This is a genomic window from Autumnicola tepida, from assembly GCF_031846485.1.
In the GTDB taxonomy this organism is placed as follows: Bacteria; Bacteroidota; Bacteroidia; order Flavobacteriales; family Flavobacteriaceae; genus Autumnicola; species Autumnicola tepida.
The window spans coordinates 514,496-532,001 of sequence record NZ_JAVRHQ010000001.1 but is presented as its reverse complement, the minus strand read 5'-3'; the positions used below and the strand labels follow the sequence as shown (position 1 = coordinate 532,001).

Annotated in this window: 8 protein-coding genes; 5 read left to right on the top strand and 3 right to left on the bottom strand. The window is 41.2% G+C overall.

Annotation, left to right across the window (positions count from 1 at the left end):
* Nucleotides 1-1,182, bottom strand: coding sequence for an NADH:ubiquinone reductase (Na(+)-transporting) subunit B (locus RM553_RS02420; RefSeq protein ID WP_311533379.1), 1,182 nt, complete (start codon nucleotides 1,180-1,182; stop codon nucleotides 1-3).
* 14 nt (nucleotides 1,183-1,196) lie between these two features.
* Nucleotides 1,197-2,540 carry a Na(+)-translocating NADH-quinone reductase subunit A gene (locus RM553_RS02415; protein ID WP_311533378.1) on the bottom strand — a complete coding sequence of 448 codons (1,344 nt, stop codon included), beginning with the start codon at nucleotides 2,538-2,540 and terminating at the stop codon, nucleotides 1,197-1,199.
* Between the two features lie 170 nt (nucleotides 2,541-2,710).
* Between RM553_RS02415 and RM553_RS02410 the strand changes: the two genes are divergently transcribed.
* Genes RM553_RS02410 through apaG form a run of 3 tightly spaced genes read left to right on the top strand, consistent with a single transcriptional unit; the run spans nucleotide 2,711 to nucleotide 5,469 of the window.
* Nucleotides 2,711-3,964 carry a type IX secretion system plug protein gene (locus RM553_RS02410; protein ID WP_311533377.1) on the top strand — a complete coding sequence of 418 codons (1,254 nt, stop codon included), beginning with the start codon at nucleotides 2,711-2,713 and terminating at the stop codon, nucleotides 3,962-3,964.
* Nucleotides 3,965-3,982: 18 nt separating this feature from the next.
* The gene (locus RM553_RS02405; RefSeq protein ID WP_311533376.1) at nucleotides 3,983-5,080 is read left to right on the top strand and encodes a DUF3667 domain-containing protein; all 1,098 of its coding nucleotides are present in this window, start codon (nucleotides 3,983-3,985) and stop codon (nucleotides 5,078-5,080) included.
* A 2-nt stretch (nucleotides 5,081-5,082) separates the two neighbouring features.
* Complete coding sequence (gene apaG / locus RM553_RS02400; protein WP_311533375.1) at nucleotides 5,083-5,469, top strand: Co2+/Mg2+ efflux protein ApaG; 387 nt, start codon at nucleotides 5,083-5,085, stop codon at nucleotides 5,467-5,469.
* On the opposite strand, the gene RM553_RS02395 is transcribed toward apaG, so the two are convergent.
* Nucleotides 5,466-6,179, bottom strand: coding sequence for an NRDE family protein (locus RM553_RS02395; protein WP_311533374.1), 714 nt, complete (start codon nucleotides 6,177-6,179; stop codon nucleotides 5,466-5,468). The genes apaG and RM553_RS02395 overlap by 4 nt on opposite strands.
* Before the next feature lie 133 nt (nucleotides 6,180-6,312).
* Between RM553_RS02395 and pruA the strand changes: the two genes are divergently transcribed.
* Together pruA and RM553_RS02385 are read left to right on the top strand one after the other, a co-directional pair.
* The gene (gene pruA, locus RM553_RS02390; protein WP_311533373.1) at nucleotides 6,313-7,938 is read left to right on the top strand and encodes an L-glutamate gamma-semialdehyde dehydrogenase; all 1,626 of its coding nucleotides are present in this window, start codon (nucleotides 6,313-6,315) and stop codon (nucleotides 7,936-7,938) included.
* Nucleotides 7,939-8,189: 251 nt separating this feature from the next.
* The gene (locus RM553_RS02385) at nucleotides 8,190-17,483 is read left to right on the top strand and encodes a DUF8693 domain-containing protein (RefSeq protein ID WP_311533372.1); all 9,294 of its coding nucleotides are present in this window, start codon (nucleotides 8,190-8,192) and stop codon (nucleotides 17,481-17,483) included.
* Nucleotides 17,484-17,506: the final 23 nt, after the last annotated feature.

Sequence of the window (17,506 nt, the reverse complement as noted above, 5' to 3'; positions counted from 1 at the left end):
CTAAACTGCTGTTTCTACTTGAGCGTTAGTAGTGTAAACTCTTTTCTTTCTTCGCTTGATGTTCGATTGAATCACGTAATGATCTATCGTTGGTGCGAACACATTCATCAACAGAATTCCAAGCATCACTCCTTCAGGATATGCGGGGTTGAAAACCCTTATCATAATAGAGAAGAACCCAATCAGGAATCCGTAGATCCACTTTCCTTTAAGGGTTTGCGCCCCGGAAACCGGATCTGTAGCCATAAACACAATACCAAAAGCAAGCCCACCTACAAGCAGGTGAAGATACCATGGGAAATTGGTAAGATCGTTACCTTCAAGTCCCATTGCAGGCAGTGCGTTAAAAATCAATCCCATTACTGCAGCTCCTATAAAGGCGCTTAACATAATTCTCCAGCTTCCTGTTTTGGTAATTGCCAGAAGCAGGGCTCCAAGTAGGATACATAAAACCGATGTCTCTGCAACAGAACCAGGAATTACTCCTGTAAACATATTCATTGCTGAATATTGCACATCATGACCCGCAGCAAGGGTTCCAAGAATAGTCTCCCCGGAAACACCGTCTACTTCCCACGCATTACTTACCCAAACCTGGTTACCAGACATATAAGTAGGATATGCAAAAAAGGCAAAAGCCCTGGCCGTGAGCGCAGGGTTAAGGATATTCATTCCCGTGCCCCCAAAAGCTTCTTTCCCAATAAGCACTGCAAAAACAACCGATATGGCTATCATCCATAAAGGCAGGCCTACAGGCATAATCATAGGGATAAGCAATCCGGTCACCAGGTAACCTTCGTTAACCTCATGCCCTCGGAAAATAGCGAAAGCAAATTCAATTCCCAAACCTACGGCATAAGAAACCACGATCATTGGGAGGATCTTTAGGGCTCCATGCCCAAAAGCATCCCAGAAGGTAAATGGCTCATCAAGTTGCACAAGGTACTGGTACCCGGTGTTCCACATTCCAAAAAGCAAGGCCGGGATAAGTGCGATTACCACGGTAATCATCACCCGCTTTAAATCTACCGCATCCCTAATATGGGATCCTTTTTGGGTAGTGTGGTTAGGGGTAAAAAGAAAAGTGTCCAGGGCATTAACAGCCGGGGCAAATTTCTCATACTTATTACCCTTTGCAAATGGTTCTTTTATTTTATCTAATCTCTGTCTAATCCATTCCATAGTTAAACTTCTTTTTATCCTACTTCAGTAATCATTAAATCCAAACCTAAACGTATCACTTCCTGAATTTCGATCTTAGAAGTATTAACGTATTCCACAAGGGCAAAATCTTCAGGAGCAACCTCATAAATGCCCAGATTTTCCATTTTTTCGATATCACCCGCCAAACATGCTTTTATAAGCTGCATCGGGAAAATATCCATAGGCATCACTTCTTCCATCTCTCCTGTTACCACAAGGGCACGCTCTTCCCCATTAAGGTTGGTGGTTGGCTTGTATTTTCTATTCGGAAACAACCACGAAAGAGAAGTACGGGAATTAGAGTGGATATTATTATAAGTAAACGGCAACCAACCGAACATACGATATTTGTTACCTTCAGGAATAAGGGTCACCTCATTGTCAAAGAAACCGATATACTGGTGGTTGGACAATTTTTGTCCCGTTAGTACATTCCCTGAAATTATCCTCACCGCATCAGTTTGCTCTCCAATCAAATCGGTAACATTTCCTCCAATTTTGGATTTGTAATATTTGCGGTTTTTAGCTTCGCTTCCGGTAACTGCTACTGTACGGTCGGCGATGTATTTCCCGGTGAGGAAAACATTTCCAATAATAGTAAGATCTTCCGCAGCAACTGTCCAAACACGTTCCCCTGAATTAAGAGGGTCAATTTTATGAATTTGAACACCAACGTTTCCTGCAGGATGCGGGCCACTTACATGGTGCAGCTCCACTCCTTTTATATCTTTAAGAACTTTAGCTGAACTCTCATCCACACAAAGATGCACTTTCCCGTCAGTAAGTTTTCTTAAAGCATTAATCCCTTCCTGAAAAGCAGCAACTTTATCTTTAAGAACAAAGCCTGCATCCGGGGCCAGTGGCGCTGTAGATACCGCCGAAACAAAGATAGCTTTTGGCGAATCTTTAGGATCTGCTATAATATCGTAGGGCCTTTGATTAATAAAGGCGCCACAACCACTTTCCAGGATGCGCGCCCTAACTTTTTCCGGACCTGATGCAGAAGCATCCATTTTCCCAAAATCTTTATAAGTGTCTTCAGGATCTGCCTCTATTATAATTTCCAAAATCCTACGTTTTGCACCACGCTTTATTTCTTTAAGCGTCCCGCTAACGGGGCTGGTAAAACGCACCTCACCAGTATATTTTGAGAAGAAAATTTCATCACCAGCCAGGAGCTTTGCTCCTTCTTTTACAACCATTTTTGGTACAACTGTATGAAAATCCGGCGGCTTGATAGCGTAGGTTTTAGATCTTGGAGCTTCAATAAGTTCCTTTTCCGCCTCTCCTTCTAATTTTAGAGATAATCCTCTTTTAATTCGAATGTCTTTTGACATAGGATGGAGTGTATGTTAAAAAAATGTTTATTTTAAAGTCGTGCAAATTTATGAATTTTCACCTCACTTTTCCCAACAAATAGGAGTTTTTTACATGAGCCGACTGTTAAAATGGAAGACCAAAAATTCTGTTATGGGATTAATGTTAATTTTGTTTTTACTTTTGAAAAATGAAAGCATTTTTTCTTTTTTCTCTTCTTATTCTGAATACTCTATTTAGCTATAGCCAGGCTGAAGTAGAAATCCTGCCACCCAACTATATCAGGACCATTCAGCTTAATGGCAGTGCCGTTGCCCCGGGTGGCGACCCTATAATGCTCCTCGGGGAAAGTTTAAGCCTTTCATTTGATGATATTATAGGAGACGAAGCCGATTATTATTACATAATTGAACATTATAATTATGACTGGACGCCCTCCCAACTTTCTAAATCTGAATATTTGCTGGGTTTTGACGATATCCGCATTTTTAATTACAGGAATTCCCTTAATACCCTACAGCCCTACTCCCATTACGAACTGCAAATCCCAAACAGCGACACAGGAGGCTTTAAGGTTAGCGGAAATTATATGATCAAAATCTTTAATGCGGAAAGGGAACTTGTATTCTCCCGTAAATTTATCATTTATGAGCCACTGGCGAAAGTTGGCGCAACGGTAAGAAGGTCCAGGGACATTAATTTCATCAATGAAAAACAGGTGCTAAACTTCAGCATTACCTCCTCAGAATTTCTTCTGAAAAATCCTGCTGAAAATGTTAAAGTCCTTCTGCTTCAAAATCACAATTTTAAGACAGCCATTAAAGGTATAAAGCCACAATACACTATTGGCAATGAACTTATTTACAAATATGATGATCCCACCGCTTTTTGGGGCGGCAATGAATATATTCAGTTTGACAGTAAAGATTTAAGGGCCACCACGGGAGACATTAATTTTGTGGAACTGGAGGAACTCTATCATCATTTTCTTTTTACAGATTTCACCAGGGCTTTTGAACCTTACACCTACAATCCCGATATTAACGGAGGCTTTTTAGTTAGAAGCCTGTATAGCACCAATCCCGATATTGAGGCAGAATACGTATGGATACATTTTCAGCTAGAAAATTCACGGCCGCTGAACGGGGGGCAGCTTCACATCTACGGAAAATTTAATAATTTCGTTCTTGACGAAACCACCAGACTTAATTTTAATGAAGAAACAGGGTTTTTTGAAGGGGTAAGATTGTTTAAACAAGGCTTCTACAACTACAAATACGTTTTGCTTAATGCCGATGGCAGCCTGAATGAAGGTTTTATAAGCGGGGATTTTGATGAAACCGAAAATGATTACCAGGTAGTGGTTTATTACAGGACGCCCGGCGCAAGATATGACAGGGTAATTGGCCTTGGCAAGGCCAGTTCTCTTAACATCAGCAACTAACAACCAGCCATAGAGATTATGAAAGTTAAAAGATCTCTGCTAAAGTACAGGGGGACCAGGTGCCTTAACTGTGACCATCAGCTAAGCATTAGTGACCGTTTTTGTCCACGATGCGGACAAATGAACAGCACCAAAAAACTAAGCTTTGATGATTTCTTCTCGGAATTCTTCTCCGGAATTTTTGCTTACGACTCACGTTTTCAACGTACGCTGAAGGCCTTATTATTCCAACCCGGTAAAATTTCAAAAGATTATATCCAGGGAAGAAGAATGCGCTACGCCAATCCATTTCGGTTTTACCTGAGCGCTTCCATCATATTTTTCCTTATAATGAGCTTTTCCAGTTCATGGGATGAAGTGGAGTTTGGTCCCAACCAGGCCGAATTCCGGGAAGAGTTATCCCGCATACCCAAAGACAGCCTTAATCAGATAAATCAAAACCTGAAAATGGTCCCGGGTTTAAGACAGGAAGAATTGCGGGTGGATTCTTTGGTGCAGTCGGCAGCACAGGAAAATTCTTATACAGATGTTTACATTCCGGAAGAAGACCTGGATACCATGGGATTCTGGAACCGGAATGCCGAAAAACTTAAAATTTTTTCAGAATTTCACAAAGAAACAGAGATCGTAAATGCAGGGAGAGCCATAGACAGCCTTCACTATACCCCCGGAACTTACAACGAGTGGTTATACAAAAAAGCGGTAAACTTTAACAGGATCTACGAAAATCCCTCCATTTTTGTAAACTACTTTATTAGTAAGCTTCCTTTTATCATCTTTTTCTATCTGCCGGTTTTCGCTCTGTTCATCTGGCTTATTTACATAAGAAGACCTTTTAATTACATGGAACATTTGATTTTTGCCTTCCATGTGCAAACCACTTTTTTCGTATTATTCTCCCTTGCACTTATCTTTGATTACTTTATTTCGGGCGACTGGGGAACAACAATAGCCATTACCGTATTCGTGGCGTATTTGTATAAAGCCTTAAGAAAATTTTACAATCAGGGCCGTGTTAAAACGGTTTTAAAGTTCATCATACTCAGTGTTATATTTTTTATTTTAGCCCTGGCCGCGGCTGTAATTTCAGCATTAGCATCCTTTGCAATATTCTAAATATGACTCAGCAGGTAACAAAGGGAATAAAAATTTCTGTTGAAACGCACTTTGAAGGAGTTTACTTTAAAGAGTACCAGATTCGCTATGCCTTTGGCTACCGTATAACAATTGAGAATCAAAGTAATGACGCCGTGCAGCTTACCTCCCGCTTCTGGAAAATTAAAGATGCATTAAATAAAACAGAAATTGTAAAAGGAGAAGGTGTGATAGGAAAAAAGCCAATTTTAAATCCGGGGGAGACGCATTCCTACCAGAGCGGTTGCATGCTCACTGCTCCGTTCGGCGCCATGAAAGGTCATTATAATATGGTAAATTTTACTTCAGCCAGGAAATTTAAAGTACAAATCCCCAGCTTCAAATTAAGCGCACCTTTTGCACTTAACTAGAATTTGAGGATACTTTCAGATACTTTATCATTAGCCAAATCTTTGTACCAAAATCTTAAACCTAAAGTAATCTTTTCAATTTGGGAAATGCTCTGGGTTTTTAAAAAACCACGATCCATCACGAGGTCGATATTTTTATCTCCCACTCCTGCCGAATGATGAAATTCCAGCAAGGCTTCTGCACCTGGTTTATTTTCACTCTTCAAAGCCTCAAACCATTGCCGGCGCTGCGCTTTCATTTCTTCAGAGTATAAAGGAGAAGAAGACCAGATATGGCTGGTAAGTTGTAAATTTTTCCGGTGCCGCTCAACTCCATCCCACACGAATTCAAGAAAAGTTAGTTCCTCTTGCCAATCGGCAATAACCATGGTAAAAGGTTCTATATTTTCAAGATTATAGTTTTTAATAACTTCATCTATCTTCAGGGCCGCCAGAAAATCCTTCACCACTACTCCCCTGCTCTTCCTGTAAGGCTGCTTTCGCTCATGCTTTTTATAACCTCCGTTCAAAAGGCAAATTAATCTTTGTCTTTCACTTGCCCCAAGCCAGGTGCCACCGGCAAGTTTGTCTTTTGGAAAATAAAGCTGCACCCCCAGATATTCCTCCCAGGAGGGAGCTAAATTCTCTCTTCCGTTAATTTCATCCCGGTTAGAAGTGAGCACAAAACCATTCTGGATTTCAGGTTGAGCAACAAGGCTTACTGTACACATAAATATTAAAAAATCTCATGAAGTTACAAAAAAAGTTAAGCTTTCGTGAATACGGGTTTTATAAATATGAATCCCGCTTAATTTTTTTACCTTTAGCCACTAAGTATCAAACGCTAAAAACCTAAAAAAATTTATGGGAAAAGGATTTTTTCATGTTCCTGTCGCTACAAACGAACCAGTGAAATCGTATGAGCCAGGATCCCCGGAAAGAAAAGAAGTTTTAAACACGTACAAAGAACTTTACAACAATAAAATTGAAGTACCGCTTTACATAGGTTCCGAAGAAATTAAAACAGGCGAAACCGCAACCATGCACCCGCCGCATGACCATCAGCATGATTTGGGTGTTTACCATAAAGCCGGCAAAGAACACATAGAGAAAGCTATTGAAGAATCCCTGAAAGCCCGGGAAAAATGGGCAGACCTTGAATGGGAACAAAGAGCAGCAGTTTTTCTTAAAGCAGCAGACCTCATCGCCGGGCCATACCGTGCAAAAATGAACGCTGCGACTATGATTGGGCAATCAAAAAATATTTACCAGGCCGAAATTGATTCTGCCTGTGAAATTTGTGATTTTCTGCGTTTTAATGTGGAATATATGTCACAGATTTATGATGACCAGCCAGAATCTTCTGAGGGCAATTGGAACCGTGTAGAATACCGTCCCCTGGAAGGTTTCGTATATGCCGTGACCCCTTTTAATTTCACCGCCATTGCCGGAAACCTTCCTTCCAGTGCCGCCTTAATGGGAAATGTTGCCGTATGGAAACCCAGCGACAGCCAGATATTCTCTGCCCAGGTTTTAATGGAAGTATTTAAAGAAGCCGGGGTGCCAGACGGCGTGATTAATATGGTGATGGGAGATCCCAAGATGATCACCGATGTGGTGCTGGATAGCGCTGATTTTGCCGGCATTCATTATACCGGAAGCACCACCGTATTTAAAAATATATGGGCACAGATTGGAAACAATATTCATAAATACAAATCTTATCCAAGAATTGTAGGAGAAACCGGAGGTAAGGATTTTATAATTGCACATCCAACTTCTAATGCAAAACAGGTTGCTACGGCAATTTCCCGGGGAGCTTTTGAATACCAGGGCCAAAAATGTAGTGCCGCATCAAGAGTTTATCTTCCAAAAAGTTTGTGGCCTGAGATAAAGGATTTTGTAATTGAAGATGTAAAGTCCTTTAAAATGGGCTCACCTGAAGATATGACAAATTTCATAAATGCTGTGATCCATGAAGCTTCTTTTGATAAGCTGGCAAAATATATTGACGAGGCTAAAGAAGATAAGGATTCGGAGATTATTGTAGGCGGAAATTACGACAAATCTAAGGGTTATTTTATAGAGCCCACTGTGATCTTAACTTCAAATCCTACTTACGAAACCATGTGTACAGAGCTATTTGGCCCTGTAGTGACTATCTATGTTTATGAAGATGAAAAATGGGAGGAAACGCTCGATTTAGTTGACCAGAACATGTATGGATTAACCGGGGCAATTTTTTCCGGGGATCGATATGAAGCTGCAAAGGCAACAAAACGACTACAAAATTCTGCCGGAAACTTTTATATTAACGATAAACCTACCGGAGCCGTTGTAGGCCAGCAGCCATTTGGAGGTGCCAGGGCGAGTGGAACAAACGATAAAGCAGGTTCCAAACTAAACCTTTTACGATGGGTTTCCCCAAGGTTGATTAAGGAAACCTTTGTTCCGGCAACGGACTACAGATATCCATTTATGGGCGAATAAGCCTTTATTTTATAATATTTTCTGAAAGCCGTGCTAAGCGCGGCTTTTTTATTTCCTCTGAATTTGTCTATTCTCCGGATAAAAAAGTTTAGCGAAGACATTAATTTCCTACAAATCCCGGAAGAAAACCAACCACCCATTATTCTTTAATATTGAAAACTAGCAGCTTATGCTTACATTTAATCCTGAAAACTTTACATTTTACCGAATTTATACGTAGTTTTACAGCCTGAAATTAAGAGTATTTGCGTATGGGCAAAATTACCCCGGTGATGAAAGCAATTGGAGTATCGGCTTTTCTGATTATTTTCATCGGTTTTGTTTTAACGGCATCAAATTCCAAACCTTCCGAAGATTCTTACAAGAATATTTCGGCAGTAGGAAGTGCTACGCGAAATTATGGGGCATCTTCTTCCAAAACTTTGGAAGTGAACAAAGGGAAATCGGGAGTAATCGCAAATCCAATTATAAAGGTAGATTCCAGGACAAGCGCTTCCTGCAGCTCCAGTTCTGACGGGTCAATAAACATCAGCATTTCAGGAGGAGTACCCCCTTACGACTACAACTGGACGGGTCCCGGAGGTTTTTCTTCTTCAAATGAAGATATCGCCAATCTTTCACCGGGTACTTATGAGATCACTGTTACTGACAGCAACGGAGATTCTTCTTCAGAATCTATAGAAATCATTTTTGAAGATAATACCAAACCTACAATTTCGGCCCCGGCAGACAAAACGGTAAATACCGATAATAACCAGTGTACCTCCTCAGGGGTTTCTTTAGGAACTCCAACAACCAGGGATAACTGTGGGGTAAAATCGGTAACCAATGACGCGCCGGCTACTTTTCCCTTTGGAAATACAACCGTAACCTGGACCGTGACCGACGATTCGGATAATGTTCAAACCACAACGCAGGTTATCACTGTAGTGGACTCTCAAAAACCTACAATTTCGGCCCCGGCAGACAAAACGGTAAATACCGATAATAATCAGTGCACCGCTTCAAGGGTTTCCTTAGGAACTCCAACAACCAGGGATAACTGTGGGGTAAAATCGGTAACCAATGACGCCCCGGCTACTTTTCCGTTAGGTAATACTACGGTAACCTGGACCGTGACCGATAATTCGGACAATGTTCAAACCGCCACGCAGGTTATCACTGTAGTGGACTCCCAAAAACCTACAATTTCGGCCCCGGCAGATAAAACCGTCAATACCGATAATAACCAGTGTACCGCCTCAGGGGTTTCTTTAGGAACTCCAACAACCAGCGACAATTGCGGGGTAAAATCCGTAACCAATGATGCCCCGGCTATTTTTCCGTTAGGTAATACTACGGTAACCTGGACCGTGACCGATAATTCGGACAATGTTAAAACCACAACGCAGGTCATCACTGTAGTGGATTCGCAAAAACCTACAATTTCGGCCCCGGCAGACAAAACGGTAAATACCGATAATAACCAGTGTACTGCCTCAGGGGTTTCCTTAGAAACTCCAACAACCAGCGACAATTGCGGGGTAAAATCGGTAACCAATGACGCCCCGGCTACTTTTCCGTTAGGAAATACTACGGTAACCTGGACCGTGACCGATAATTCGGACAATGTTCAAACCACAACGCAGGTGGTTACGGTAGAAGATAATCAGGCGCCTGCAGCGCCAGATTTGCCAGATCTTACCTGGAGCTGTGGTATGCAAATCACTGATTATCCTATTACTACAGATAATTGTTCCGCAGAGATTACCGCAACCACAAATAATGACCTGGAATTTAACGATTTTGGAAGTTATACAATTGAATGGGTTTTTACAGATCCCTCAGGAAATTCGGTTACTACAACTCAAAATATATTAATTCCGGAACCAACTGTACAGGTTCCTTCCATAGATGGATCTGAATTCTGCAATGAAGAAGTGATCCCGGAAATAAAATTTGCTGGAAATGAACTGGAAGACAAATATTACGAATGGTCTTATATAGATGTAAATAATAACAGTATTGATATAGGAATCCCATCCAGCGGTTCTGGCGATATTCCGGAATTTACCGCCAGAAACAACAGCAGTGAAGTTATTGAAGCTGTATTTACAATTATTCCTTATGGGAATGGCTGTAAGGGAGAGCCTGTGAATTTTACCATTACTGTAAATCCCACTCCCACTATTACAAAACCTTCGGATATTTCGGTTTGCGCAGGTGAAACTGTGGAAGAAATAAAATTTCCCGGCGCTTCTGTTAGCGGGACCAGCAAAAGCTGGACTAATAATAACACCAATATTGGCCTGAAGGCCAACGGCAATGGGAAAATCAATTCCTTTACCGCCACCAACGACACCAGTGAAAGTATTTTTGCCACCGTTACTGTCACGCCTTCTGCCAATGGATGTGAGGGAATTGCGGAAACCTTTACTATTGAAGTTAAACCGAAGGCAAAAGTAGAACCGCTTGAAGATTTTACCTTTTGTAACGGAGTTGCCACAACGGCCATTTCGCTCACCGGCCCGGTTGAAGGGACAACATATGATATTGAAGGTGGCTCCTCTATAGGCCTTTCCAACAAAAGTTCGGTTACTGAAATTTCTTCTTTCACCCCTGATAACAACAGCACGAGTCCCGCAACCGCAGAAATAAGTGTCACTCCAAAAGCGAACGGCTGTACGGGAGAACCTGAAATTTTTAGCATTACCGTAAACCCAACCCCCAATATTACAATTTCTCCTGCGAGCCAGGCACTGTGTTCCGGAGAGACTACGGGCATAACTTTTACGGGGGCCGTAGCGGGAACTTCCTATAGCTGGACGGTTTCAGAAATTATTCCATCAGGCAGCATTAGTGGCGGCAGCGATGGCAGTGGAGATAAAATTGAACAAAACCTTACCAATACTACCGGCTCCCCGGCGAAAATCATTTATAAGGTGACGCCGGAGGCAAATGGCTGCCCTGGAACCCCAATTTCGGTAACAGTTACGGTGAATCCATTACCGGAGTTCAGCTTTAAAACTGAACAACTTTTATGTTCCCCTGCCGATTTAACAAGTCTGGAATTAACAGAGGATTCAACACAGGGATTAAGTTTTTCGTATTTTAAAAATGGAAATCAGGTACAAAATCCAAATAGCGTGAATGCCGGATTCTATACGATAATTGGAAAAAATAGTTCTGGTTGTACTACAGAGCAAGAGGTGACGGTGAATGAAACACCCAAATTAACAGTACCTCTTGACGCACCAGAGACTTGTTCGAATTCATCATTTACTTATGAATTGACCAGCAGTATTCCAGATACAGAATTCTCATGGCAGAGATTGGCGAATCCGAATATTTCAAGCAATACAACCGGTGGTGGAAATGGAGATATTGGGGAAAATCTAACGAATATGTCGGATAAGCCAATAGAAGTTACTTATGTAGTTACATTAACTTCTCCTGAGGGATGTACTGCCAATCAGGAAATAAAAACGTTAGTAAACCCCATTCCTAAATTAAATAATCCGTCCACTGATCCTGAACAAGATTTTGTGTACAATTATATAGCATGTGGCGGAGAAAATTTCGAATTTAGCCCATCAAGCAATACCCCCAATACCACCTTCCATTGGGAACGACAACAAGTAGGAGAAAACTCGGCAACTAATGGCTCCGGTAATATAAATGAGAAGCTTATAAATTCCGGATCATCAGAAATTACAGCAGTTTATAAAATTTTTATAAGTTCTAATGAGTGTGATAACCCAAATCCGTATGAAATTCGTGTCCTGGTAAAACCTGCTCCAGTTGTAAATGCTTCTATAGTAAGTAGTGGTGCCGCCGAAAATCCGAACTCGGAATTTATCGAAATTTGTCCTGGAACAACATCTGTAGATTTATATTCAAATGCAACATTAGAGAATACAGAAAATTTGCCACCTGAAATTGACTCTTGGGATTTTAGTTCCTCGAGCGCCAGGAATGCATGGAGCACAGATCCGTCCCACGAAAGTAGACGATGGAGGACAGGACAGAACGGAGATCTTGCTTATGAGCGTGATTACAGATGCGGATATAGGAACAGATATATATGTACAGAAGAATACGAATATGCTTTTCAGAACATAAATTCTCCATTTTTTGCTGTAAACAGTTATCAATATGAAGGTAATTATGATAATGTTGCCTTGATTAGCCCCAGTTTTAGTACAATAGGATATTCTAGTGTAACTTTAAATTTTGATCATGCTTATAGAGATGCAGGAAGTATATATGATATTGAAGCAGATATTGCCAGAGTCCAGTTTCGCATAAATTATGGGAATTGGCAAAATTTGGTTAGTTACACATCCTCAATTGGATCTGAAGAGCAAATGGTTCCAGGACGAACTAATAATAACCAGGAAATAAAACTGCCAGGAAATAAAGAAAATGTTCAAATCCGGTTTTTATATAACACCCACGAGAGGGGCTATTATGGAATAGGTTTTTGGGCAATTGGAAACGTTAACATAACCGGAGAAGGAGCTGAACAACCTAACATTACCTGGACAAGGTCTGATGATGAAAACTGGATATCTCACGATCAAAATCTACAAAATATTGAGGTAAATATGGCGACAACTTTTACTGCCACTTATGAGTATGAAAGTGTAGATTGCCCGGGAACCGACAGTGTAGAAGTTATAGTTCGCACCCCTCCCGAACCTACAATTACAGCAAATTATTGCGGCAGTTCCCAATTTATTGAGCTGGTTTCAGATAATGAATATTCATCTTATCGTTGGGAAGCTAATGGGGAAGTCTTAGGCACAAACAGAACCCTGGATGTTGAAATTGCAAAAACATATACGCTTATTGTAACTGATGATTTAGGTTGTGAGGGTACAGGATATATCAATGTTTCCAATGAGTTAATTACAAATGGCGACTTCGAAGATGGCAATACTGGTTTTTATACGGAATATAATTATAAACCAAACCCTACAGCATATACAAATAATAATCAGGGAACATCAGCCCTGTGGGCTGAACAAACTTACACTATATCAAATGATGCTAGGCAAAATCCGTATTCCTGGCATCCTCATTTTTATGGACAGGATCATACGTATGGTAATGGTCATGGAAATTTTATGTTAATTAATGGAGCTCCTGCTTCAGGTAAAGTAGTTTGGAGACAAACAATAGAAAACATTCAGCCAAACACTAATTATTATTTCAATGCCTGGGGTATGAATTTAAACCCATCCAGCCCAGCTCGTTTACAATTCAAAGTTAATGGAGTTAATACAGGTACCATAGCAGAATTGTCCCAAGCAGCCACACCTACGAGTAACGGCCAAGTAAATCGCGCTAACTGGGTTCAATTTTATAGCAATCCGTTTTGGAATTCCGGAAATTCAACAACTGCCGTGTTGGAAATTGTTAATCTAAATACAAATACAGGGGGTAACGATTTTGGCCTAGATGACATCTCTTTTGGAACATTGGAAACAATAGTATTTGAAATTGACCCCGACAATAATTCAATTTTATGTGAAGGAGAAGAACTGGAATTATACGCTAATATTGAAGGTGGGCGTTTTCCCATAACTTTTAAATGGACCGGTCCTGCAGGTAGTAATTTTTCTCATACCACAACAGTAAATACCCTTCAGGAACTTAACGAAGCAGTTACTTTAAAAGTTCCGGATATAACTGCTGACATGGCCGGAACTTATAATTTGGAAGTAACAGATTTCTACGGTTGCGCTTCCCAAACGGCTACTACAGAAGTTAAAATACTAAAGATCAATTCCGGCGAAGATCAGACTGTATGCTCCAATGCAGCCGAAGTCACGCTAGCCGGTACAATTATAGGTTCTGAGGCTGGAGGCACATGGAGTACTTCAGGTTCAGGCACATTCTCAAATAATACACAACTGGATGCAATTTATACTGCCAGTGAAGATGATATCGCTGCGGGAAGTGTGAGCCTTAGCCTTACCTCAAACGATGCTAAAGCCACCTGTACCGACGAGTTGACCATCTTCTTCAATATTTCGCCTGAAATGACAATTGAAGTTACTCCCGCCAACTGCTATCAAAGCAATGACGCTACAGCCACTGTAATTATTGCTGAAAATACAGGAACAGCTCCTTTTACCTATCTATGGAGCGATGGACAGACCGGCCAAACGGCCACAAGATTGGGAAAAACAGGGGAAGCTGACAATCTTTTTGTTACTGTTACCGATGCGAATGGTTGCTCGGTATCTTCAGAAAATATCGTTATAGAGGAGCCGGCCCCGTTAGAAATTGTTGCCACAGAATTTGACGCGGTAACTTGCTTTGGAGCAAATGATGGCACGGCAACTATAGAAGTTACCGGAGGTTTTCTTGAAGGGGCCAGCCCCGAATATAATTTTCAGCTGTTAGATAGTGAGGGTGCGATGGTTTATACTGAAGAAAATGTGGCAAGTCCAACTATAACTGTTCCCAACCTTACTGCAGGAAACTACACCTTTAGTGTTAGCACGCCTGCAAACTGCACCAGCCTTACTTCAAATATCACCATTACCCAGCCGGAAGAAATTATTGTAGATGCGGGAACAGACCTGTCTCTGGAACAATGTGGCATCACACAGGTGCAATTGGAAGCAGTTCCTGTAGATGAATCCCTTGGCGAGGGCGAATGGCACGTAATTTCTGGCCAGGATGGCTATTTTGAAGATGCGCACCTTCCCAATACCATTTTCTACGGGAAAGCAAATACTACCTATGAACTGGAATGGGCAGTGATTCCTAAAACCGATTGTCCCGAACTTTCTGACACTCTTACAGTGCATTTCCCAGAATCCTGCAGCAAGCTTAATTTTGACGGGGAAGACGATTATGTGGATGCCGGTGAGAATTATGCTATGGGAGGAAACGATTTTTCTGTGGAAGCCTGGGTAAAGCCTAATGCAATTTCCGGGGTTAATACCATTATTTCCAAACGAGTGGAAGGTGAATCCAATTTGGGCTACGATCTTATTCTCAATAATGGCGCACCTAGTTTTAGGGTGCGAAACCGGAGTGTTACCAGTACTAAAAAAATTGCCACAGACCGCTGGTACCATATTGCTGGAGTATATTCCGACTCTCAAATGAGTTTGTATGTAGACGGGGTAGAAATTCAGAAGAACACCAATAATATTCCCGGCGGTTCAGGAAATTTTGAAGCTCCGTTTTTAATTGGTGCAGCACATTCACCAGCTAGTACCAGGGGCACTAAGGAACATTTTAACGGCTTTATTGAAGAAGTGAGAATTTGGAAAGGCGCTATTCCAACTGCCCAGATAAGATTTTTTATGAACCAGCGCCTCTGGAAAAATGGCTCTAAAGTAGATGGTGAAGTACTAGAGCAGGAAATGAATATTACCAATGCACCAACCCTGCCCAACTATAGCAATCTGCCCGGGTATTATCAGCTTCTGGCAAGGGAAGATCTCATTAGTTCAGGCTATACTGAAAATTTAGGATCAGAGGGTTCAAAAGCCGACGGGCTTCTGAAAAACATTCAGCAGATGCAGGAAAACACTGCTCCCCTGCCCTACGTTTTGTACACCAGTAACAAAGAATGGTACAACAAATCTACCTGGCAGCTGCCTCAAAAGTTCAATGGAAAAACAATCAGCCAGAGAGATGTTTGGGACGCCCCAAACAGCCTCGGAATAGATAATCAAACTAAAATAGACTGGAATATTGTTAAAATTGGAGATAACGTTTATAATCCAGGCACGCCTAATAATAAAAACAGCATTACGCTCCTGGGCCTTTTATCTGAAGACGGCAAATTTGATATGCAGGGAGACAACAATCATAACGGGAGCGGCCTTACCGTCACTCATTATCTAAAACTTAATGGAATAATCGATTTAAACGGGGAATCTCAATTAATCCAATCTGAAGGCAGTATTCTTGATCCCGAGAGCAGTGGTTATATTCAGCGGGACCAGCAGGGAACACAAAACAGTTACAACTATAATTACTGGAGTTCTCCGGTAAGCTATAAAGACAAACCAATTAATTCTGGTTATAGTATTGCAGCTGTACTTCATGATGGTACCAACCCATCTACTCCCAAACCCATTTCATTTGGAAATTCACACACCTTTGCAGATGGCAATTATTCAGGAAACCTAAGGATTAGCGCTTACTGGCTCAATATTTTCCATGGTACTGCAGATGAATATGGAGTGTGGAAGCATATAGATGCCACAACTCATTTAGAGCCAGGCACAGGTTACACCATGAAGGGAACTTCAGGTTCAGCAAAAATAAAAGACCTTCAAAATTATATTTTTGAAGGAAAACCCAACAATGGCACTATCAAAATTAAAATTTCAGAAAATGAGAACCGCCTGGTTGGAAATCCTTACCCATCGGTTATTGATGCCAGGGAATTTATAAAAGACAATCTTAAAAATATAAACGGAGGCCGAAATACCAGGAATATTTTCAATGGCACTATCTACTTCTGGGATCATTTTGGGCAGGAAGACACACATGTTCTTGCTGAATATATTGGCGGTTATGCCGCCTTTACCCTTGCCGGAAGCGTGCCCGGTGTATCAAATGACAAAAGAATACATTCCAATGGCAACAGCGGCACCAAACTGCCGGGGAACGGAATACCCGTTGCGCAGGGATTTTTTGTAAATACCATCCTGGACGAGACGGTGGCAGGAGATATTACTGTATCTGGAGGAGAAGTGGTATTTAAAAACAGCCAAAGAACCTATGTAAGGGAAAATCCAGGGAATTCCCAGTTTTTACGCCCGGAGAATATCCAGAAGCAACAAAAAGAGATGGCAGAAGATACGCGGCCAAAAATAAGGCTGAATTTTGTGTCGCCTACCGGCTATCACCGGCAAATTCTCGCTACGGCAGATTTGGCTACAACAGACGATTTCGACCTGGGCTATGATGCCCCTATGATGGATTATAATGCCGAAGATATGTTCTGGATGATCAAAAACGGGGAATTCGTGATCCAGGCCGTAAAAGATTTTGGACTGAAAAGGACACTTCCCCTGGGGCTTTACATTAGCGAGGAAAAGGAGTTTGAAATTTCTATTGATAGCCTGGAAAACCTGCCAGAGAATTTTGAAGTTTTCATAAGAGACAACGAGACGGGAACTCATCATAATTTATCTGAAGGCAGTTTCACTGCTACCCTGGCACCGGGTTATTACACCACCAGGTTTGATATTGTATTTTCTGATGTGCAGGAAGAAGAGCCTGGGGAAGAAACTGAAGAAGAAGGAAATACCGGAGAAAATCCCGATGAAGAGGAAAATTCCGCAGAAAGTATTCAAATAACCTATAATCACAAAACCCGTAATTTAAGAATTGATAACCCTGAAGTTCTGGAAATTTCAGAATTGATGGTTTTTGACATCAGGGGAAGACTGGTGGAAGCTTTTGAAGAATTGCCGTCGGAAAAACAATTTTACCTTCCGGTAAAGGATTTTAGCTCAGGAATCTATATTGTTAAGATGATTTATAGCAAGGGCATCAAAAATGTAAAAATCATCATGCGATAAGTATTTTTATCCCTTTAGGTAAG

Bases quoted from the DNA above. Each gene is read 5' to 3' on its own strand.
- RM553_RS02385 (WP_311533372.1), top strand. From the start codon at position 8,190: ATGGGCAAAATTACCCCGGTGATGAAAGCAATTGGAGTATCGGCTTTT.
- RM553_RS02415 (WP_311533378.1), bottom strand. From the start codon at position 2,540: ATGTCAAAAGACATTCGAATTAAAAGAGGATTATCTCTAAAATTAGAA.
- pruA (WP_311533373.1), top strand. From the start codon at position 6,313: ATGGGAAAAGGATTTTTTCATGTTCCTGTCGCTACAAACGAACCAGTG.
- RM553_RS02420 (WP_311533379.1), bottom strand. From the start codon at position 1,182: ATGGAATGGATTAGACAGAGATTAGATAAAATAAAAGAACCATTTGCA.
- RM553_RS02410 (WP_311533377.1), top strand. From the start codon at position 2,711: ATGAAAGCATTTTTTCTTTTTTCTCTTCTTATTCTGAATACTCTATTT.
- RM553_RS02405 (WP_311533376.1), top strand. From the start codon at position 3,983: ATGAAAGTTAAAAGATCTCTGCTAAAGTACAGGGGGACCAGGTGCCTT.
- RM553_RS02395 (WP_311533374.1), bottom strand. From the start codon at position 6,179: ATGTGTACAGTAAGCCTTGTTGCTCAACCTGAAATCCAGAATGGTTTT.
- apaG (WP_311533375.1), top strand. From the start codon at position 5,083: ATGACTCAGCAGGTAACAAAGGGAATAAAAATTTCTGTTGAAACGCAC.